The sequence below is a fragment of the Shewanella sp. 10N.286.51.B2 genome, assembly GCF_041469265.1.
GTDB lineage: Bacteria > Pseudomonadota > Gammaproteobacteria > Enterobacterales > Shewanellaceae > Shewanella.
Genome location: NZ_JBFRKH010000015.1, coordinates 23793 through 46659 on the forward strand (window position 1 = coordinate 23793; position 22867 = coordinate 46659).

17 protein-coding genes are annotated in these 22867 nt (G+C 41.9%); 8 read left to right on the forward strand and 9 right to left on the reverse strand.

What is annotated here, in order from left to right; genetic code table 11:
* Window positions 1–89 precede the first annotated feature (89 nt).
* The 4 genes from barA to recN all read left to right on the forward strand — a co-directional run bounded on the left by barA (window position 90) and on the right by recN (window position 6588).
* Window positions 90–2921 (forward strand): two-component sensor histidine kinase BarA, encoded by a 2832-nt coding sequence (gene barA / locus AB4140_RS04410; protein ID WP_303412208.1) that lies wholly within the window; start codon window positions 90–92, stop codon window positions 2919–2921.
* Window positions 2911–3525 carry a YjaG family protein gene (locus AB4140_RS04415; protein ID WP_076543013.1) on the forward strand — a complete coding sequence of 205 codons (615 nt, stop codon included), beginning with the start codon at window positions 2911–2913 and terminating at the stop codon, window positions 3523–3525. Before barA ends, AB4140_RS04415 begins: the two co-directional genes overlap by 11 nt.
* 325 nt (window positions 3526–3850) lie before the next feature.
* Entirely contained in the window at window positions 3851–4816 is a 966-nt protein-coding gene (locus AB4140_RS04420) for an AEC family transporter (RefSeq protein ID WP_371999920.1), read from the forward strand.
* A 113-nt stretch (window positions 4817–4929) separates the two neighbouring features.
* Window positions 4930–6588: a DNA repair protein RecN gene (gene recN, locus AB4140_RS04425; protein WP_102438058.1), complete on the forward strand. Its 1659-nt coding sequence runs from the start codon at window positions 4930–4932 to the stop codon at window positions 6586–6588.
* A gap of 109 nt (window positions 6589–6697) precedes the next feature.
* Here the strand turns inward: recN and AB4140_RS04430 are convergent, their stop codons facing one another.
* From AB4140_RS04430 to glyA, 9 genes are all read right to left on the reverse strand, one after another.
* A complete protein-coding gene (locus AB4140_RS04430; protein WP_102438056.1) occupies window positions 6698–7189 on the reverse strand; it encodes a phosphatidylglycerophosphatase A in 492 nt (163 codons plus the stop codon).
* The gene (gene thiL, locus AB4140_RS04435) at window positions 7189–8145 is read right to left on the reverse strand and encodes a thiamine-phosphate kinase (RefSeq protein WP_102438054.1); all 957 of its coding nucleotides are present in this window, start codon (window positions 8143–8145) and stop codon (window positions 7189–7191) included. Before thiL ends, AB4140_RS04430 begins: the two co-directional genes overlap by 1 nt.
* A gap of 93 nt (window positions 8146–8238) precedes the next feature.
* Entirely contained in the window at window positions 8239–8643 is a 405-nt protein-coding gene (gene nusB, locus AB4140_RS04440) for a transcription antitermination factor NusB (RefSeq protein ID WP_076543020.1), read from the reverse strand.
* A gap of 14 nt (window positions 8644–8657) precedes the next feature.
* Window positions 8658–9137, reverse strand: coding sequence for a 6,7-dimethyl-8-ribityllumazine synthase (ribE, locus tag AB4140_RS04445; RefSeq protein WP_102438136.1), 480 nt, complete (start codon window positions 9135–9137; stop codon window positions 8658–8660).
* Between the two features lie 121 nt (window positions 9138–9258).
* Entirely contained in the window at window positions 9259–10362 is a 1104-nt protein-coding gene (gene ribBA / locus AB4140_RS04450) for a bifunctional 3,4-dihydroxy-2-butanone-4-phosphate synthase/GTP cyclohydrolase II (protein ID WP_102477182.1), read from the reverse strand.
* An 84-nt stretch (window positions 10363–10446) separates the two neighbouring features.
* A complete protein-coding gene (locus AB4140_RS04455; RefSeq protein WP_102438052.1) occupies window positions 10447–11103 on the reverse strand; it encodes a riboflavin synthase in 657 nt (218 codons plus the stop codon).
* 63 nt (window positions 11104–11166) lie between these two features.
* Window positions 11167–12321, reverse strand: coding sequence for a bifunctional diaminohydroxyphosphoribosylaminopyrimidine deaminase/5-amino-6-(5-phosphoribosylamino)uracil reductase RibD (ribD, locus tag AB4140_RS04460; protein WP_303446474.1), 1155 nt, complete (start codon window positions 12319–12321; stop codon window positions 11167–11169).
* Window positions 12322–12462: 141 nt separating this feature from the next.
* Complete coding sequence (gene nrdR / locus AB4140_RS04465) at window positions 12463–12912, reverse strand: transcriptional regulator NrdR (protein WP_076543024.1); 450 nt, start codon at window positions 12910–12912, stop codon at window positions 12463–12465.
* A 156-nt stretch (window positions 12913–13068) separates the two neighbouring features.
* Entirely contained in the window at window positions 13069–14325 is a 1257-nt protein-coding gene (gene glyA, locus AB4140_RS04470) for a serine hydroxymethyltransferase (RefSeq protein ID WP_102438048.1), read from the reverse strand.
* Window positions 14326–14887: 562 nt separating this feature from the next.
* Here glyA and ettA point away from each other — a divergent pair.
* From ettA to AB4140_RS04490, 4 genes are all read left to right on the forward strand, one after another.
* Window positions 14888–16555 (forward strand): energy-dependent translational throttle protein EttA, encoded by a 1668-nt coding sequence (gene ettA / locus AB4140_RS04475; RefSeq protein ID WP_102477180.1) that lies wholly within the window; start codon window positions 14888–14890, stop codon window positions 16553–16555.
* A 541-nt stretch (window positions 16556–17096) separates the two neighbouring features.
* Complete coding sequence (locus tag AB4140_RS04480) at window positions 17097–18251, forward strand: hypothetical protein (protein ID WP_371999924.1); 1155 nt, start codon at window positions 17097–17099, stop codon at window positions 18249–18251.
* A 379-nt stretch (window positions 18252–18630) separates the two neighbouring features.
* Complete coding sequence (locus tag AB4140_RS04485; RefSeq protein ID WP_102438040.1) at window positions 18631–19755, forward strand: efflux RND transporter periplasmic adaptor subunit; 1125 nt, start codon at window positions 18631–18633, stop codon at window positions 19753–19755.
* On the forward strand, window positions 19755–22856 hold the full coding sequence (locus tag AB4140_RS04490; protein WP_102520090.1) for a multidrug efflux RND transporter permease subunit: 3102 nt from the start codon (window positions 19755–19757) through the stop codon (window positions 22854–22856). The genes AB4140_RS04485 and AB4140_RS04490 overlap by 1 nt, the downstream gene beginning before the upstream one ends.
* The last annotated feature ends 11 nt before the right edge of the window (window positions 22857–22867 follow it).

The following is a 22867-nucleotide window of genomic DNA, read 5'->3' on the forward strand; positions in this document are numbered from 1 at the left end:
ATTGAATAAATGACTAGTCAAGACGGCTCTGTTTCTGGCAGTCTAGTCCTCATCATAGATAAAAAGTCTTTAGGAATAATGTCTTCACGATGAAAAATGCTAACAACATGACCAAATACAGTCTTCGCTCTTGGGTACTGGTACTTGCGTTAGCGCCAACGGTCATGGTGGGTATTCTACTTGGAAGTTACTTCACCATAAACCGTTTTTATGAACTCGAAGAGACCTTAATCAATCAAGGTAGAAGTATTGTCGAGCCTTTGGCCATTGCCAGCGAGTTCGGACTGGTCACTGAAGACAGAGAAGCCAGCAAACGTTTACTGGCAGCATCGCAATTAAACAACTCTGCCCTTATTCACTCAATTGCTATTTTTGATGATGAAAATCAATTATTTGTAACATCTCACTACCATAAAGATTTTGAGAGTATGCGCTATACAGCAGCGTTAAAGTCTTTAATTTCGACTCAGTATGAAACCATCGACGACACCATGGTGATACGGGTGCCGATTATGTCTTATACCGGCGTTAATCAACAAACTAACCCGCAAGGGGTGACAATTTCGCCCGCCAACGGCCCAAGAAAAATTATCACCAATGCTGAAGGGCAACAAATATTGGGGTATATCTCAATATTACTCAATAAAGAAAATGCCTTACTTGAGCAACACCGTGCCGCCATTGCCGCATTTGTCATTGTATTAATTGGGGTGCAGCTGAATCTGTTTTTCACATTCCGTTTGGTTAAGCATGTTAACTACCCCATTACTGAAATGGTAAGAGTAGTAGCAAAAATTCGTGAAGGTAAGTTAGACACCCGTCTTGATGGACAATTAATCGGCGAGCTAGATTTACTTAAGCGCGGCATTAATGCCATGGCTAGTTCATTGTCAGAATATCACGATGAAATGCAGCAAAACATTGACCAAGCGACCTCTGATTTACGGGAAACCCTTGAACAAATTGAAATCCAAAACGTCGAGCTTGATTTAGCCAAAAAGCGCGCCCTTGAAGCCAGTCGCATTAAATCAGAGTTCTTAGCAAATATGTCCCATGAATTAAGAACACCACTAAACGGTGTGATTGGATTTTCTCGGCAGTTAATTAAAACGCCGCTGCACTCAAGTCAGTTAGATTACATAAAAACCATTGAACGAAGCGCCAGTAACTTACTGGGGATCATTAATGACATTCTTGATTTCTCCAAATTAGAAGCCGGTAAAATGGTCTTAGAGAAAATGCCATTCGCCCTGCGGGAAACCATTTCTGAAACCGTCAGCATTGTGGCCGGCAGCGCTCAAGAAAAAGACATCGAACTGATTATTGATATTGACGACAACGTGCCTGAAAGTGTCAGCGGTGATGCGATGCGGGTTGCACAAATCATGACGAACCTATTGGGCAATGCGATTAAGTTTACCGATCAAGGTAGCGTTATTTTGAAAATTCATCTTGTAGGCCAAAAAGATGAAAATATCACCCTGCGCTGTGAAGTAATTGATACCGGTATTGGTATTGATGAAAGTCAGCAAGAATATCTGTTCCAGGCCTTTGGCCAAGCAGACTCGTCTATTTCACGCCGCTTTGGTGGTACCGGCTTGGGCTTAGTGATCACCAAACGTTTGATTAACCAAATGGGCGGCCAAATTGGCTTTACCTCAATTCCAAATCAAGGCTCAACATTTTGGTTCATGCTGCCATTGGAATTAAGCCAGTTTCATATTGGTGAAGTGCTGCATTTGGACTCTTTACGTAATAAAACCCTGTTGTTATTTGAATCAAGAGAGCTAAGCCGCGATATGCTCAATCGCCGCTTTGAAGCGTGGGGGCTACATTTAACCACTGTTGGCCAAATTAGCCATTTAGAGTCAACGCTTTCATCAAGCAAAGTGCATTACGATTATATTCTGCTTAACTGCCATGGCTTTAGTGATAAAGAGCAGTTATTAAGCTGTTTAAGCATGGCGAGGGAAAAGACCTCATGTTTAGTCTTGCTTCATGATTGCATCGAGCAGCAAAAAATATTAAACCAAGCATTGAGGCCTAATAGCGATATTTTACTCAGTATGCCAGTGAGTGACTACGAGTTGGCTAACCACTTAATTCATCCACCCACTCAAACAGCGCTATTAACCGAGTCACTACCCGCGACTGTGTATGAGCGCAAGAATTTGAGCGTACTTGCTGTTGATGACAACCTTGCTAACTTAAAGCTAATCGATACCCTACTGAAAGAGTTGGTGGTTAATGTCATCTCTGTCAATAACGGTGATGAAGCCGTGAGCTATGCCCAAAAACAAGCCTTCGATGTTATCTTTATGGACATTCAAATGCCCGGCACTGATGGGGTTACAGCAACCAAACTTATCCGCCAAGACTCACTTAACCGCAATACACCTATTATTGCGGTAACAGCCCACGCTATCGCTGAAGAGCGAGAATTAATTTTAGGTAGCGGCATGGACGGTTATCTGCCAAAACCCATTGATGAAGCGGCATTAAAAGGGGTGATTGATCGCTGGATAAATAAACCCAAATTTACCCACTTTGATATGCATACCCTTAATTGGGAGCTGTGCTTAGCACAAACCAATCAAAAACCGGATTTAGCATTAGAGATGCTGCAAATGTTGGTGGACTCACTGCCTGAAAGTGTCAGCGACATAGAAACGGCATTAAAAAGCAGCAATAGTTCGCTTATGCTGCAAACCGTGCATAAACTTCATGGAGCGAGTTGTTATTGTGGGGTGCCCAACACCCAAAAACTTTGCCAAGAATTAGAGTCTGCGTTAAAGCACAAAACCAACATCGAAGACTTAGAACCTGAAATACTTGAGTTACTTGACGAGCTAACTAAGGTAGAATCAGCAGCAAATCAAGTGATATCACAGTTATCAGCGGATGTTCCCTATGAGCAATAAACCCGGTTTTTTTAAGCGTTTAAAAGCGCTGTCATTACCTCAAAAGCAACTTTTTGCGACCGCGCTATGTCAGCGCATGCTGCCCAATTACGCCCTTTTCTCCGAAGTGTGTGAGTTTGGCGAGCCTAAAGTATTAAGCACAGTATTGGATTTACTTTGGCAATCACAATACGATAAAAAGCTTAAGTTTAATTACGATATTCACTTACAGCGTTTAGATGAAAATACCCCTGAGCCTGCAGATTTTGAAGCCTACGGTGTTTATCCTGCAATGGATGCTGCTGTAGCGTTATCGACTTTACTCGGTGGCATACAAGCTAAAATCGAAGAAGATATTACCAACGTCAGTAAATTATCATCAAGTACAGTGGCCAACTATATTGAAGCCATTAGCATTGAAGAACTTGAAGACGTCATGAATGAAGATGTTGTAGAAGAGTTCGTATTTAACCATCCTGTAATGCAAGAAGAGAAGCACTTACAAGGAATGTTATTAGATGTGATTGAAGAAACAACAAAAATCACACCTGAATTCATTAAGGAATTACGCAAAGAAATCATTGATGCTGGCGTGTCTAATATCGGCATCAGTCTGCAGCAATGATACTTTTAAAGTAGCAATAGCACTCTTTAAGTAGCAATAGCACTCTTTAATAAGGGCCTGTCATCATGCCCTTATTAAAGATACCGCTAACAGATAGCTTTATACTCTAATGCCAACCTGATGGGCAACATTTACATCCTCCTTGTCGTATCAGATCTATGCAGTTTTTCTTATCTTAGTTTAATTTAAAAACTTAACTTATTTGAATAACTTAGATTCATCTCATACCTTACCTTTATCTAATATCTTATTGGCGCCATTAAAGTAAGATATCCAACGCCCACATTATTGATATTTCATTCAAGGTCCTAAAAAGGAATCAAGCTTGCCTAGTATCCTAACCCCACTTATCGCTGTTTTTGGCATCATGGTTATTGGCTTTAGTGTCCAGAAACTTAAATTACTCCCCCAAGATAGTGACTCGGCGCTAAATAAATACGTCTACTATATCGCCTTCCCTGCTATTTTATTTATTGCACTGGCCGAAACTGACATTAACGATATTCTGCAATGGGGATTTATATTCGCCTTTGGCCTCGCTATGGCGGGCACATATTGTATTACAGTGATCATCTCAACCCTTGCAGACAATAAACAGCCCGCGCTAGCTGCAATTAGAGGCCTAAACACCAGTTTTGGTAATACCGCCTTTATTGGGATCCCTTTAATGATGAACTTGTATCCTGATAACAATCAAGCCATCGCCACCGCAGCCATTGCCAGTCTACTGTCCATTATCATGTTCGCATTTGCACTGGTGAGCATGGAACTTGCGGTGAATAAAACCCAACAACGTCATCCTATTATGATTATGCTCAACGCATTAATCACCAACCCCATCGTTATTGGTTGCGCCCTAGGGGTATTGGTATCAGCGCTCAAAATAAACCTACCTGACAGTATCAGCATGATGTTTCGGTTAATCGGAAACACCTCTAGCCCCTGCGCCTTATTTGCCATTGGCATGGTGTTAGCTAAAGCCATGCATCGCGGCGCAAAAGCTGGGCCTAAAAAACATAATATCGCCCTTGAAATGAGCTTGCTGAATAGTTTAAAACTCATTGTCCAGCCGTTATTTGCCTATGTTTTATTAAGCTATTTTAAGGTGGAGTCTGAGCTAGTTTTTATGGGCGTCATTCTGGCGGCACTGCCGACAGCAGCAAGTGTTTACTTACTGGCACAGCGTTACCAAATCTATGCCTTATCAAGTGCCAAGTGCATATTGATCAGCACTACAGCCACCTTTATTAGTTTGCCCATTATTGAAAAAATCTTAAGCGCCTTGGTTTAATCCTCGTATAAAAAATCAGCACCATTTTTTATACAGTACTTTACTGTATATAAAAACAGTGTAAACTGTATGCGGATACAGTGGTTTGATGGTTATTCACACAAGGATTGATTATGCTGTGCCAATTAAGCATTAATAATTTCGCAATTGTACGTTTTCTAGAACTCGACTTTAAAGCTGGCATGACCAGCATTACTGGTGAGACCGGTGCTGGTAAATCCATTGCTATTGATGCCCTGGGCTTATGCCTTGGTAATCGCTCAGATGCCAATAGCGTTAGACCAGGTGCAACCAAAGCCGAAGTGAGTGCCCGCTTTAGCTTAGATGATGTGCCATTTGCTAAGCGCTGGCTAGAGGACAATGACCTTGATGTCGAAGACGAATGTATCTTAAGAAGAACAATTAATGCCGATGGCCGCTCACGTGCCTATATAAATGGTAATCCAGTTCCGTTAGCCCAGCTTAAATCTCTAGGGCAATTATTTGTCGGTATTCACGGCCAACACGCGCATCATGCAATGTTAAAAAGCGAGCATCAACTGACCCTTCTTGATAGCTACGCCAACCATAAATTATTGCTTGATGGGGTAAGCAAAAGCTATCAACGCTGTAAGTTAATCGAAAATGAACTGAAACAATTACAACAAAATCAGCAAGAGCGTATCGCCAGAAAACAGCTAGTGCAATATCAAGTTGAAGAGCTTGATGAGTTTGATCTTAAAGCCGGTGAATTTATTGAGATTGAGCAAGAGCATAAACGCCTTGCTAACGGCACAGAGTTAATTGATACCTGCCAATCCAGCCTGCAATTACTGTGTGATGACGATGAAGCCAATATTGAATCTTTACTTAATCGGGTCGTGGGCTTAGCTGAGAACCTAACTGAGTTTGACCCACAACTAAGTAATATTGCTCAAATGCTCAATGAAGCGTTAATTCAAGTGCAGGAAAGCAGCAGCGAAGTTCAGGACTATTTAAGCCGAATAGAACTCGATCCTGAACACTTTGCTTACCTTGAGCAGCGCATTTCAAAGGCGATGCAATTATCAAGAAAACACCATGTGAGCTCTGAGCAACTGTTTGAGCATCACCAAGCTTTAAAAGCTGAACTTAGCGAGCTTAATAACGATGCCACAAGGCTTGATGAAATTCAGCAGCAAGTAGATGAAAGCAAAAAAGCTTACGTAATTAGCGCCCAAAAACTCAGCCATAGCCGTAACCGCTATGCTAAAGAGCTTAATAAGTTAGTCACCCAATCGATTCAAGAGTTAAATATGCCCAAAGGCAGATTCTGCATTGAGGTGAATTTTAACCCAGAACTACAATCAGTTTCTGGTTGTGATCAAGTTGAATTCTTGGTTACCACCAACCCCGGTCAACCGATGCAGCCCATTGCCAAAGTAGCTTCTGGTGGCGAATTGTCACGTATTGGGCTTGGTATTCAGGTTATCACCGCTAAAAAGGTATCAACACCAACCTTGATATTCGATGAAGTGGATGTAGGTATTTCAGGACCTACTGCAGCAGTTGTGGGAAGAATGCTACGCAGCTTAGGTCAATCAACTCAGGTGCTCTGTGTGACGCATTTACCGCAAGTTGCAGGTAATGGTCACCAACATATGCTAGTGAATAAATTCACCAAAAGTGGCGGCACTGAGACGAATATGAAGTCATTGGATAAACAAGAGCGAGTCAATGAGCTAGCAAGACTACTTGCGGGTGATGTGATAACTGAAAATACCTTAGCGAATGCTAGAGAGCTATTGCAATAATCTTGCAGCTTTAAGCATCATCCATTAATCATCGCCCATTAAAAAGCCCACTATGAAGTGGGCTTAACGTTTAATGGGATTAGCTTTAAAGAGATTAAAGTATCATTGGTTAAATATAATAAGCCAACAACTGTAAACAAATTAACGAGAAAATCCCCGCTAATACATCATCAATCATGATCCCAAAACCGCCATGCACTTTAGCGTCGAGCCAACGAATTGGCCACGGTTTTAAAATATCGAAAAAACGAAATAACGCAAAACCAACCACTAACCAAATTACCCCAGCAGGGGCGGCAATCATGGTGATCATTAAGCCTGCGACTTCATCCCACACAATTGCGCCATGATCATGAACGCCCATATCTTTAGCGGCTTTATCACAAATATAAATACCAACAAGGCAGCTAATTAGCGTGATAAAAATAAAAGCCGATAGGCTTAAAAAGCTCATCAAGTACACAATCGGCACTGCGGCAAGGGTACCAAAGGTGCCCGGGGCTTTGGCGGCTAAACCACTGCCAAAACCTAATGCTAAAAAGTGTACAGGGTTTGTTAAGGTTAATTTCTTAACGGCTGGATCGGTTGAAATAAACTTCATTAGAAATGCTCAAAACTATTTTTTTCTAGCTCAAAAGGTTTGCCATCAGCCACTAAGCGTAACTTTTCGCCGGCACAAATTTGACCTACTTTAATAAATTTAACCCCAGCGTGGATCAGTGCAATATCCAAAGCGCCACGTTGAGATTCTGGTACAGTAAACATCAACTCATAATCTTCGCCACCAGTTAACGCATAACTAGTTGCTTCATTAGGGCTCAATGATGCTTGTAATGATTCCGATAGCGGTAATTCATTCACATCAATAATCGCACCCACATTAGATGCCTTTAAAACGTGCTGAATATCAGAAAATAAACCGTCAGATAAATCAATGGCACTGGTTGCTAAAGAGCGTAGCGCTTGACCCGCTAGTATTCTAGGCGTTGGATGATAGTGACGGTTAATTAAAAATTCTTTATGTTGATGTGCGACTTCTTTTTTGCCCAACAGGATATCAAGCCCAAGGGCAGAGTCACCCAAAGTGCCAGTAACATACACCCAGTCACCAATTTTCGCGCCACTACGGGTTAATGCTTTACCGGTTGGCACTTGACCATGAATAGTAATATTGATGCAGCGAGGCCCGCGGGTGGTATCACCACCGATCAGACTAACACTGTAATATTCAGCCGCTTCAAATAGCCCTTGGCTAAATTGCGCTAACCACTCATTATCAACATCTGGCAAGGTTAGCGCTAACGTCATCCACGCCGGATCTGCGCCCATGGCAGCAAGATCGGATAAATTTACCGCTACAGATTTATAGCCAAGCTCATAAGCTGGCATTGTCGGTAAAAAATGGACATTCTCGACTAGGGTGTCGCAAGATATGGCAATAGATGTGTTTTCCGCCGGTTGGACTAATGCACAGTCATCGCCAATGCCTAAATGCACATCTCGACGTTGCTGACCTTTATCACGGAAAAATTGTTCGATAAGTTGGAATTCTTTCACGATATAATCTGGTGCGGATAACCGCCCACCTATTATTTTGTAGAAAAAAGCGTTACATACAAAAACGGTATCCGAAGATACCGTTTTCATTCATTACTTACGAGTAACAAGCTTATCTAGCATACCATTGACAAACTTATGACTATCGTCAGCACCAAACGCTTTCGCTAATTCGATACCTTCGTTAATGGCCACTTTATATGGCACATCTTTACGATAAGTTAATTCATAAGCTGCTAAACGCACAATGGCTTTCTCAACGGGTGATACATCTTCAATATCACGATCTAAATGAGGCTTTAGCAGATCATCAAGTTGAGTTGCTTTCGTGGCTACACCTGATAGCAATTCACGAAAATAAGCTACATCAACACCGTTAATGTTTTGTTCAGTTAAAAATTCATGTTCAACATCAGCAACATTGTTCTTGCTTAACTGCCATGAATAAATAGCTTGAACAGCTAAACGGCGTGCCTTGCGGCGCTCTGAAGGCTTCATTACTTTTCCTACTACTATACTAACTGTTGTTCTAATTCTTGCAGAACGTTAACCATTTCTAGTAAACCAAGTGCAGCTTCAGTGCCCTTGTTACCAGCTTTAGTACCAGAGCGTTCAATTGCTTGCTCGATGGTATCAGTGGTTAAAACGCCAAATGAAACTGGGATATCATACTCTAAAGCGACTTGAGCAAGACCCTTGTTACATTCACCAGCAACTAAATCAAAATGCGGAGTACCACCACGAATTACTGCACCAAGTGCAACAATACCGTCAAACTTTCCACTAGCAGCAATTCGACGTGCAGCAAGTGGTAATTCAACAGCGCCAGGAACACGAACAACAGTAATGTTGTCGTCATTTACCTGACCTAAACGTTTTAGTGTGTCTAATGCGCCATCAAGCAGACTCTCAACAAGAAAACTATTGAAACGCGATACTACGATCGCCACTTTGGCATTTTTTGCTTCGATATTACCTTCAACTACGATCATTATCTTACCTAAATTAGCTAAAGCACCCGGCTCTGGGCAAAAGTGGCGGTATAATACCACAGCCAAATGCCCTGAGTCCTGTGCAATTATTGATAAATGTTAACTTCACTAAGTTAGTGAATTATTCTGCAATATAATCAGTTACTTCTAAACCGAACCCTGATAGAGAGTGATAACGCTTGGGTGAACTTAATAAACGCATTTTGCTCACACCTAAATTTGAAAGAATTTGCGAGCCAACACCGACTTGGCGCGAGGTTCCTTGCCATTTAGCAGCTGTAGGCGCTTGACCGTTATCTTCCGCTTCAAAGGCTTTGACCTTGGCGAGCATGTCACTTGAATGCTCGTGATTCGCCAACAGTACTAATACACCACCATCTGATGCAATACGCTCCATGGCGTTTTCAAGTGGCCAGCTACGTTTTTGATCGCGTTCAGAGTGGAATAAGTCATTAAAGGTATTTTGTAAATGTACCCGTACTAGGCAGTTTTCTTCAACGTCACCTTTCAATAAGGCATAGTGTAGCTGATTATCGATGGTGTCTCTGAAAGTCACCATATTAAACTCACCAAAACGCGTTGGCAATTTACATTCAGCTTCACGCACAACCGTGGTTTCTTTGGTGTTGCGGTATTCAATTAAATCGGCAATGGTGCCCATTTTAATACCGTGCTTTTCACTAAAGATTTCAAGATCTGGACAACGGGCCATAGTGCCATCATCATTAAGAATTTCAACTATCACGCCAGATGGCTCGCAGCCTGCAAGACGGGCTAAATCACAACCCGCTTCTGTGTGACCGGCGCGAATTAACACCCCGCCATCTTGTGCCATAAGTGGAAAAATATGACCAGGCTGAACTAAATCTGATGCTTTAGCATCTTTAGCAACAGCCGCTTGAACGGTTACAGCGCGATCATGGGCTGAAATGCCCGTTGTGACCCCCGTTGCCGCTTCAATGGAAACGGTAAAATTTGTTGAGAACTGAGCATTATTGTTGGTAACCATTAACGGCAAGTTCAGTTGCTGGCAACGCTCTTTAGTCATGGTTTGGCAAATCAGTCCACGGCCAAAGGTCGCCATAAAATTAATGGCCTCTGGCGTCACCTTATCGGCCGCCATGATAAGATCACCTTCGTTCTCTCTGTCTTCATCGTCCATCAAGATAACCATCTTACCTTGACGAATGTCTTCGATGATCTCTTCTATACTATGTAATGCCATTGCTAAGACCTTTATATTGTTTTGTCTATATCAGCGATATAGAGTAAATATGCTCCGGTAATAATATTTACCAGTAATAATCAGTTATCGCATAAATCCAGCACTTGCCAACAATTCCATTGTGACACCACTTTCAGTGGCTGGCTTTTGTTCTACTTTCATTAAGCGTTCAAGATAACGTGCAATAAGGTCAACTTCGATGTTGACGCTATGACCCGCTTGTAAAGCTAATAAGGTGGTTTCAGCTGCAGTGTGAGGCACTATGGTTAATCTGAATCTGTGCTGATCAACTTCATTTACCGTTAAGCTAACGCCATCAATGGTGATCGAACCTTTATGAGCAATATAACGAGATAACTCAGCGGGAGCTGCCAGCCAAAACTCAATGGCTTGGCCACGCACAAGGCGCTGCTCCACTGTGGCAATACCATCCACATGACCGCTAACCATATGGCCGCCTAATCGGGTCGTTGGGGTCACCGCTTTTTCAAGGTTTACTTTTTGACCGACGTTATATTTAGCAAATCCGGTTAAGGCAACGGTTTCAGCAGAAATATCTGCAACATAACCATCTGCTAAACATTGTACTACGGTTAAACACACCCCATTAGTGGCAATACTGTCACCCAGTTTTACATCGGTTAAGTCGAGCTTGCCACTGGCTACAGTCAAACGAATATCATCGCCTTTACGCTCAACTTTTCTTAATGTACCTAGTGCTTCAATAATCCCAGTAAACATATTTACTCACTTGTTATCTTTTGGGCCACGCTTAGCATCGACCGATAGACAAAATTGCATTAGTTAATTCGCTGGCGAATTAAGCTTTAAAATCAGTCGTTGGTCTGTACCAATTCTGCGACAATCCGTTAATTGTACATCAGGAATCTGATCCATAGTTTGATAGTCGTCTAATTGCATCAAATTGCGTCCATGACTGCCTAATATTTTCATTGCTTGGTACAAATAAAGTGTATCAGCTAATTTACTTTGAATAACACTACCAGCAACGCTGGCACCAGCCTCGACTAATACTGAGTTACAATGCTGGCCTAAGTGTGTAAATAAAGCATGCAAATCAACTCGTCCATCGTTATTAGCCGCTATTGTGATAAAGCTAACATGGGACTTAAAATCTTGTTTTACTTCTGCTGGATAGTCGACACAAGACACCAGCAAAATCGGCGTTTCAATAGTAAACATTTTATAGTCGGCAGTCAGCCTTGCTTTACTATCAAGCACCACTCTTAAAGGCTGTTGAAGGTCAGACTCAGCAAGGCTGTTTTGTACACTAGCCAATTGCTCGTAGCGCACATTCAAAGAGGGGTCGTCAGCTAACACAGTTTCAACGCCAGTCACTAGCGCGCAATGACGGGCGCGCAGCTTTTGCACATCGGCTCTGGCTTCGGGGCCGGTTATCCACTTTGATACCCCATTCGATAGCGCGGTTTTACCATCCAAACTGGCTGCCAGCTTAATGGTGATTTCAGGTAATCCCGTAGTCATGCGTTTCATAAAGCCGATATTAAGTTGGCTTGCCGCAGCTGTTAGCAAACCCACATCAACTTTAATACCTGCCGCTTCAAGCATGCTAACGCCATTACCCGCCACTTGCGGATTCGCATCCATTTGCGCAATCACCACTCGCTTCACTTTGGCTGCAATTAATGCCTTAGCACATGGCGGGGTTTTGCCATAATGACTGCAGGGTTCAAGGGTGACATAGGCTGTAGCTTGAGGGAGTAGCTGTTGTAATTGTCGATTTTCGACATCTTTTAAGGCGTGAATTTCGGCGTGGGGGCCACCCGCTTTAATATGATAGCCTTGACCAATGATCTCGCCATTGGCGACAATCACACAACCCACATTAGGATTTGGACGTGTGGTATAACGGCCTTTTTCAGCTAATGAAATAGCAAGGCTCATCATTTCAATATCACATTTTGACCACTGAGACATAAAGACCTTCTAGAAACTAAAAAGCAGTCATTAAAATTCAGAACTGCTAAATAAGGTTAATCATTGGCAAGAATACAAAGTGCCAATACCAACAAATGTAAGACTGCAATTAATTAAAGACGGCAATAAAAATAAGCTAGATTATTTTTGCAGCTTGGCGATGGCTTCACCGAATTGGGAAACATCTTCAAAGGCGCGATAAACTGAAGCAAAACGGATATAGGCAACTTTATCTAGGATCATCAATTGATCCATCATCAAATTACCAATCATGGCCGAATCAATTTCACGCTCACCTGTTGCTCTAAGAGTGGACTTAATCTTACTTAACGCTTGCTCAATTTGATCGATTGAAACTGGGCGTTTTTCAACAGCCCGAAGCATGCCGCCACGCAGCTTATCTTCATCAAATGGTTGGCGAGTGCCATCTTGCTTGATCACCCGCGGCATGACTAATTCGGCGCCTTCAAAAGTGGTGAAGCGTTCATGACACTCAGTACATTCCCGGCGACGGCGCACTTGATGGCCTTCAGCCACGAGTCTTGAATCAATAACTTTCGTATCTGTCGCGCTACAAAATGGGCAATGCATATCCGCTCCTGAAATAAAAAACAAAATGGCCGTAAGCACTGAGTACTTACGACCATTGAAGTTTATCCTATTTACTTTACAAGGTTAACCTTATCGAAAAGATTATCCGCGTTAGTTAAATAGATCATTGTTTATGTTAATCAATCTCGGTTGACATTAACCGTAAACTGGGAACTTAGCGCATAATTCAAGCACTTGGTTTTTAACGCGCTCAATAGTAGCTTCGTTAGTGATGTCATCTAACACATCACACATCCAGTTAGTTAACTCTACAGATTCAGTTTCAGTGAAACCGCGGCGGGTAATAGCAGGAGAGCCAATACGTAAACCAGACGTCACAAACGGTGAACGTGGATCATTTGGTACTGAGTTTTTGTTAACTGTGATATTTGCATGACCTAGCGCAGCATCTGCGTCTTTACCAGTGATATCCTTGTTGATTAAATCAAGTAAGAATAAGTGGTTATCGGTGCCACCAGAAACAACATTGTAGCCACGCTCAATGAAGGTTTTCGCCATCACTTTCGCATTAGCAACCACTTGCTCTTGATAAGTGGTAAATTCAGGGTCTAATGCTTCTTTAAATGCTACCGCTTTGGCTGCAATAACGTGCATTAATGGGCCACCTTGGCCACCAGGGAATACTGCAGAGTTTAGTTTTTTATAGATAGCTTCATCGTTAATGGCAGATAAAATCAAACCACCACGAGGGCCCGCTAGGGTTTTATGGGTAGTGGTTGTCACAACGTGTGCATGAGGTAGCGGATTCGGATAGATACCTGCAGCCACAAGACCGGCAACGTGCGCCATATCGACAAATAAGTAAGCACCTACTTTATCAGCGATTTCGCGGAATTTGCCCCAATCTATGATCCCAGAGTAAGCAGAAAAACCAGCAATGATCATTTTGGGTTTATGCTCAACGGCTAAACGCTCAACTTCTGCGTAGTCAATTTTACCTGTTACTTCATCAATGCCGTACTGTACCGCATTGTATAACTTGCCTGAAAAGCTAACGTGAGAACCATGAGTTAAGTGACCGCCGTGAGCAAGGCTCATACCTAAAACAGTATCACCGCCTTCTAAAAGCGCCATGAAAACTGCTGAGTTTGCTTGAGAACCAGAGTGAGGTTGAACGTTTGCGTATGTCGCGCCAAATAATTCTTTAGCACGAGAAATAGCTAATTCTTCAGCAATATCCACATGTTCACAACCACCGTAGTAACGCTTACCTGGGTAACCTTCAGCATACTTATTTGTTAGCTGTGAGCCTTGCGCTTCAAGTACACGAGGGCTGGTATAGTTTTCTGATGCGATTAATTCAATGTGCTCTTCTTGGCGACGAGTCTCATCTTCAATTGCTGCAAATAGTTGTGGATCATAATCTGCGATATTCATAGCTTTTTTCAGCATTACTCACTCCAGCTGTTAATTCTTATAGTAGGGTTGCGCGGTATGATACAGCGCAATTGATCACAATCCCAGCATTTGAAACATGAAATTAGTTGCAATTCGTCATGAACTGCACTTGTGTTAGTTGTATTTTCTTGTATGGAGTTGTTCGGCAATTGTATTTCATAGAAAAATCCAAATTAACGCTTAGTTTCATAACCTTGTGACAATTTTAAGAAAACTCTTTTCTAAAAAATGAATCAACAAAAATAACAACGCGAACAGTGAAAATAGTCACGAATATCACTTTTTAACCCGCAAAATGCGGATTCAATGAAATAATCTTGAGTTAGCAACAAATTAATTAGACTGTCACGGCTCAATAAGCACTCCGCTTAATATTTCACAAAATCATCTTTATTAGCTGACAGAAACCCTGCTTAGTGACCACTACAGCAACATAAGTCTCCTTCAAAAAAACCGTAAACAGCTAACGGCAAAAAGATCGGTTTTAAGTTGTTGCTCGATTCGAGTAGAATTAGTGCTATTCCTAGTTCGATCCCCCAGTCAAAGAGATATAAAAATGGCTCAGTTTGTATACAGCATGCTTAGAGTGGGCAAAATTGTTCCACCTAAAAAACAAATCCTTAAAGATATTTCCCTTAGTTTTTTCCCTGGCGCCAAGATTGGTGTACTGGGTTTAAACGGCTCAGGTAAATCAACGCTACTTCGTATCATGGCCGGTTTAGATACCGAAATCGAAGGTGAAGCTCGCCCGATGCAAGATTTAAAAATCGGCTACCTACCGCAAGAACCAAAGCTGGATGAATCGCAAACCGTACGTGAAGCGATCGAAGAAGCAGTCAGTGAAGCTAAAAATGCACTAACCCGTCTTGATGAAGTGTATGCACTTTACGCAGAACCTGATGCTGACTTTGATGCGCTTGCAAAAGAGCAAGGTCAACTTGAAGCCATTATTCAATCTCAAGATGCCCATAACCTTGATATGGTATTAGAGCGCGCCGCTAATGCACTGCGCTTGCCGGATTGGGATGAAAAAATCGCAGTGCTTTCTGGTGGTGAACGTCGCCGTGTGGCCATATGTCGTTTGTTACTTGAAAAACCTGACATGTTGCTCCTTGATGAACCTACCAACCACTTGGATGCTGAATCAGTAGCTTGGCTTGAGCGCTTCTTACAAGATTACACTGGCACCGTGGTAGCGATTACCCATGATAGATATTTCTTGGATAATGCCGCAGGTTGGATTTTAGAGCTAGACCGCGGTGAAGGTATACCGTGGGAAGGCAACTATTCATCATGGCTTGAGCAAAAAGATGCCCGCCTGCAACAAGAGTCTGCCACTGAAAGCGCCCGCCAAAAAACCATTCAAAAAGAATTAGAATGGGTACGTCAAGGTGCTAAAGGTCGTCAATCTAAAGGCAAAGCCCGTATGGCTCGCTTTGAAGAATTGAACACCAATGACTACCAAAAGCGTAATGAAACAAATGAGTTATTCATCCCGCCGGGGCCTCGTTTAGGCGACAAGGTTATTGAGGTTAATAACCTAACAAAATCTTATGGCGACCGTGTATTAATTGATAACCTCACCTTCGCTGTGCCAAAAGGCGCGATTGTTGGTATCATCGGCGCTAACGGTGCAGGTAAGTCAACCTTATTTAAGATGATCTCAGGTGCAGAGCAACCGGATAGCGGCAGCATTGAAGTCGGCGAATCAGTGCAAATAGCCTCAGTTGAACAGTTCCGCGATTCAATGAATGATAAGAACACAGTTTGGCAAGAGATTTCAGACGGTCAAGATATCATGCGGATCAACAATACTGAGATCCCGAGTCGTGCATACGTAGGCCGCTTTAATTTCCGTGGTGGCGATCAGCAAAAAATCATTGGCACTCTTTCAGGTGGTGAGCGTAACCGGGTTCATTTAGCCAAACTACTGCAAGCTGGCGGCAACGTGTTATTACTCGATGAGCCAACCAATGACTTGGATGTTGAAACGCTGCGAGCACTAGAGGAAGCTTTATTAGAGTTCCCAGGTTGTGCCATGGTTATTTCCCATGACCGTTGGTTCCTAGACAGAATCGCTACCCATATTCTTGATTACCGTGATGAAGGCCAAGTGAACTTCTATGAAGGTAACTACAGTGAATATACCACTTGGCTGAAAGAAAACTTAGGTGCAGAAGCCATTGAGCCGCACCGCTTGAAATACAAACGTATTGCAAAATAACAATCGCGTCACTGCCGATACCTATCAATGGTGATGCAAGTTAATAAATGCTCCTTATGACGATTTACCCATTTTTAAGTAAATAGTCTAAAGGAGCATTTTTATATCTCATGACTAAAAAATTCACTAAACAGGTTAAAGCTGCAGTTTTGTTGATTAATGTCATAAAAATGACACCATTAATTCATATCCAAAAACAATTGAAATATTAACAACTCGCCAAACCATATTGCAGCGGCGCCGTTATGTTCATGTTTATCCGCCCCTTGCCAAACTCATCATCCATATGGACTATTTTTACTAATTAACAACAGCTTAAAAATCATTTACAACTTATCCCTTAGTGTATAAAAATGGCCTAGATGAATTAATTTTCGTGAGCTGTGGCGATGTTGTAAAAAATACTCAAAAACAACAATCTATTTGTAAAGACATACCAACTTCAGTAATATAAAATTATTGACGGATTGTTTTACTGTTGACCATTTGTTATGGCGCAATTGCTATACACCAAAAAAATTAAGAAAAAACGGAGAAATCAGTGAGATATAGTCGAATAACATTTATGTTTTTATGCTTTTATGCAAGCAGCTCATTTGGTTTAGAAATTATTACCAGCATTGAAACTAAAGCACTTGAAGAAATTGAGCAAAAATACAACATTGACAGCTTACTTATTTCTGCCAATGACAAGTTATCGACTCATAAGAAAAAAGAATCTGATTATCATGCTCTCAGTGTTGAAATAAAGAGTAAGAAAACTGAGTATGATCACGTTATCTCAAAACTACCGGCTAAAATTTTATCGCGCTCAAACATTAATGCTTATTACCAAGATATCGAAAAACTGGTGCTTAAAATTGACCAGTTAGAAACCAAATATGATATTGACGGCAAATCACTTCGTAGAGAGTACAAGACTATTATGGCCGAGTACGATGCCATTAATACTAAACGTACCGATAAAGATGAGCAGTTAGCCGCCTTAAAAAGTGATATTACCAAACGTCTAATCGCTGATGTATCAAAACCAGATACTGTCCAAACTGTTGATTTAGACGGTTCGACGTTATGTTCTAAATTCCAATCAATAAACGACTGTCTTAAAGATTCTGAAAATTACATTGTCACTAATACCATTAAAACGGATCCATTCTTAAATGATCGTAGCGTGTTGCTTTCATACGATGTTATTGATGCCAGCATGAACATGAGTGGTAATTTAAACTACAAGATCAAGATGGCCTTCAAACCTTCTTATAACAGTAAAATTGATTCGCTCATTAATGAAAAGCTAGGGTTAAAATCAGCCATGATCACCTTAGTGAGTAATGTCGCTGCTGATTGGTTTATTGATGGGGTAAAAATCGGTACAGGCCGAGAATTATTTCATGAGGTGCCATTAGGGCAACATGGCATTTTGGCATCATACCAGTCTCAAGATAAATCGAGTGTTGAGTTCATTCAAGGAAACGGCGTTTTTAACTATAACTTCAATAATATGTCTCGACAAAATGACCTAGTCAGCTTGCCAAACAAAGACAGTAAAAAACAAGTTATAAAAATGAAGCCTAAACAGGTTAATACCAATAACCAAGCGAACGCCACCTCCAAAAAAAGCTTAACCGATAAAGGTTATGAATACTTTATGGGTATTGAACCCGCTAATAGTGAGCATGAAAAAAACTTCGACTAATAGCCCTATAAGCTGCGAGTAAAAAAAGCCATTTAGGTATTACCTAAGTGGCTTTTTTATTTAAGTGCATTTAGCTTAATGAGCTATTTTAATGAGAAGAATAACTAAGCCGCAGGTTGTTAATATCATAAGCTAGCAAATTGTCACAGTAACAATGTCGAACACCAAAAGTCACCAACAACATAAGCCAAGCTAATGTTATCTATTCATTACAAAATGATCAGCTAATCGCCTATAGTTGCAACGAACTGTTGATGAGCTTGTTATCGGAATGTTCAGTTACACTCTTATCTTCTTTGCTTTACATTCATTTACGCTTATATGGCTAATTATTTATTAATATAGACCGCAATTCAGCAACGAGTCATCGAGTTCTATTATGAAAAAATTACTTCCCCTTATTGTCATTTGCAGCTTAGTTGCTGCCGCAGTCATCTATAGTGATTTTTCACAAGCCAATAAAGCTACGCCGTCTCAAAAAGGCCCTGCCAAAAAATCTATTCCGGTTGTTACAGGGCTTGTAGAGCAACATGAATTATCTCAATCACTGTCTTTGATTGGTAAGCTCGACGCTGAACAATCAGTGTATATCTCTTCGCAAGTGGCTGGGCAAATCGGTCAAATTAATATTCAGTCCAATCAAGATATTCAAGCTGGGCAAATCATTGTTCAATTAGACGACGCCAAAGCCAAAGCGGCAACAGCAGAAGCCGCGGCTTACCTTGCTGATGAAAAAAGAAAGCTCAAAGAGTTCCAAAAATTAGTTAAAAGTAATGCCATTACCCAAACTGAAATCGATGCCCAACAAGCCAGTGTAGATATAGCTCAGGCGCGTTTAGCCGCTGCCCAAGCAGAACTTGATTACCATTCATTAAATGCGCCTTTTTCTGGCACCGCTGGCTTAGTTGATTTCAGTGTAGGTAAAATGATTGCTGTCGGCACCGAGTTACTGGCATTTGACGACCTTTCTAGTATGAGACTCGACCTGCAAGTGCCTGAGCATTATTTATCTATGTTATCCATTGGTATGCCTGTAGCGGCACAAAGTAAAGCCTGGCCTGAACAAGTCTTTAGCGGCGAGATTACCGCCATTGATTCCCGCATTAATCAAGACACCTTAAATTTACGAGTTAGAGTGCAGTTTGATAACTCCAATAGTCAACTCAAGCCGGGAATGATGATGGCGGCGACACTTAACTTTCCTGCGATTGCTGAGCCAGTCATTCCTGTACAGGCTATTGAATACTCAGGTACTAAACGCTTTGTCTATTTGATTGGAAAGAACAACATTGCTAAACGTACTGAAGTCATTCTTGGTGCCCGTATTGATAATGAAGTGTTGATCTCAAATGGCCTTAAAATTGGCGACAATGTGGTGGTTCAGGGACTTGTCAATATGCGTGATGGTGTCAGTGTCGATATTTTACAAACCAACTCAACCACTGAGAAAATCGCTAAAGAAGATGACAGCGCAATGCTAACCACTGAATTGGAGAAAAGTTAATGTGGCTTTCTGACGTTTCGGTAAAACGCCCTGTTGTCGCCATCGTACTGAGCCTGCTTTTAGGGGTATTTGGGCTGGTATCACTGTCTAAGCTTTCAATCAGAGAAATGCCAGATGTAGAAAGCCCTGTGGTAACTGTAATGACCACCTATGATGGCGCCTCGGCAACCATTATGGAAAGCCAGATCACCACCACCATTGAAGATGAATTAACCGGTATCAGTGGTGTTGATGAAATTACCTCAGTAACCCGCAATGGCATGTCGCGCATTACTGTAACCTTCTTATTAGGCTGGAATTTAACCGAAGGGGTAAGCGATGTTCGTGATGCTGTCGCGCGCGCGCAAAGACGCTTACCTGATGAAGCTAATGATCCTGTGGTCTCTAAAGACAATGGCTCTGGCGAGCCGGCAATCTATGTCAATTTAAGCTCATCGACGATGGATAGGACCCAGTTAACTGATTACTCCCAACGGGTGCTAGAGGACAGATTTAACTTAATTTCCGGAGTGAGTTCTATTTCAATCACTGGTGGATTATATAAAGTCATGTACGTTCAGTTAAAGCCTGAACTTATGGCCGGGCGTAACGTGTCAGCCAATGATATCGTCTCTGCTTTAAATACTGAAAATGTTGAAACCCCAGGTGGTGAGGTCCGTAATGACACCACTGTTATGACTGTGAGAACGGCCAGACTTTATAATAATCCAGATGATTTTGATTATTTGGTTGTACGTACTGCAGAAGATGGCAGTCCTATTTATCTAAAAGACGTCGCTGATGTATTTATCGGTGCAGAGAATGAAAACTCAACCTTTAAAAGTAATGGTGTTCCTAACCTTAGTTTAGGCATTATTGCCCAATCAGATGCTAACCCTTTGGATGTCGCTAAATTGGTTCATCAAGAGGTTGATAACATTCAACAGTTTCTTCCTGATGGCACAGCCCTCGCGGTAGATTATGACTCTACCGTGTTTATATCTCGTTCTATTGATGAGGTGTATAACACTATTATTATCACTGCTATTTTAGTGATACTGGTGCTATACATTTTTATTGGCCAAGTGAGAGCCACATTGATCCCTGCGGTGACGGTTCCGGTATCATTAATTTCTGCTTTTATTGCGGCCAATAGCTTTGGCTTTTCAATCAACTTGTTAACCTTAATGGCACTGATCCTCGCCATTGGTTTAGTGGTCGATGACGCCATTGTAGTAGTAGAAAATATTTTTCATCACCTCGAAAAAGGTGAGCCACCGATACTTGCCGCGTACAAAGGTGCCCGTGAGGTTGGTTTTGCTGTAATGGCAACCACAGCGGTACTGGTCATGGTATTTTTACCTATCTCCTTTATGGAGGGCATGGTGGGGCTGCTATTTACTGAATTCTCAGTCATGTTGGCTGTATCAGTGCTGTTTTCATCACTCATTGCCCTAACCTTAACCCCAGTACTTGGTAGTAAATTACTTAAGGCTAACGTCAAACCTAATCGATTTAATCTGTGGGTTGATGACCTTTTTGAGCGCCTAGAGCAGCAATACCGTAAGCTGGTTTCAAAAGCGGTGAAATACCGCTATATCGCGCCTATTATCATTATTGCTTGTGTGATTGGTAGTGGCTGGTTACTCAACCAAGTACCAGCACAGCTAGCACCACAAGAAGATCGCGGTGTAGTGTTTGCTTTTGTTAAAGGCGCTGAAGGCACCAGCTATAACCGCATGGCGGCCAACATGGATATTGTCGAGCAGCGACTACTGCCCATGTTAGGCGATGGTGTTATTAAGTCATTTAGTATTCAAGCGCCTGCTTTTGGTGGCCGCGCAGGCGACCAGACCGGCTTTGTGATTATCCAATTAGAAGAGTGGCAAGACCGTGATATTAATGCCCAGCAATCTTTAGGCATTATCGCTAAAGCACTTGATGGCATTGCTGACGTTATGGTTCGGCCAATGTTGCCTGGCTTTAGAGGCCAATCCAGTGAGCCGGTACAATTTGTGTTAGGTGGTTCTAATTATCAGGAGCTATTTAAATGGGCACAGGCACTGCAACTTGAAGCGGATCATAGCCCACTTCTAGAAGGCGCTGATCTTGATTATGCAGAAACCACCCCCGAATTACTGGTGAGTGTTGATAGGCAACGCGCTGCAGAGCTGGGCGTCAGTGTCTCAGAAGTAGCCGACACCTTAGAAATTATGCTGGGCGGCAAAAGTGAAACCACCTTCATCGAACGCGGTGAAGAATACGATGTTTACTTACGTGGTGATGAAAATAGTTTTAATAGCGTGGCTGATTTGAGTCAGATATATATGCGCACTAAAACCGGTGAACTTATCACCCTTGATACCATTACCAAGATTGATGAAGTGGCTTCAGCGCAAAAACTAAGCCATTTAAATAAACAAAAATCGATAACCTTAAAGGCGAATTTAGGCGCGGGTTATACACTCGGTGAAGCATTAGATTTTCTGGACCAAAAAGCCATTGAGATGCTCCCCAGTGATATAAATGTGTCCTATACCGGTGAGTCGAAGGATTTTAAAGAAAACCAGAGCAGCGTATTTATCGTATTTGGTTTAGCGCTATTGGTTGCCTATTTAGTTCTGGCGGCGCAGTTCGAGAGTTTCATCAACCCATTAGTGGTGATGTTTACCGTACCAATGGGGATCTTTGGCGGCTTCTTAGGGCTTTATTTAACCGGTCAGGGGTTAAATATTTATAGCCAGATAGGCATGATAATGCTCATTGGTATGGTGACTAAGAATGGTATTTTGATTGTTGAGTTTGCCAACCAGCTGCGAGATAAAGGCCTTGAAATAGAGCAAGCCATTATCGACGCCTCAGCTCGTCGTTTAAGACCGATTTTAATGACTGCTTTTACCACTCTAATCGGCGCAATTCCACTCATTATGTCAACAGGTGCAGGCTCGGAAAGTCGAATAGCTGTGGGTACAGTAGTGTTCTTTGGGATGGCATTTGCTACTCTAGTGACCTTATTAGTTATTCCTGCCATGTATCGACTCATTTCAGGGGCAACGCATTCACCCGGATATGTTGAACAACAACTCAATGATGCTATTGAGGCGCAAAAACAACGACCTTAACTTAATGACTT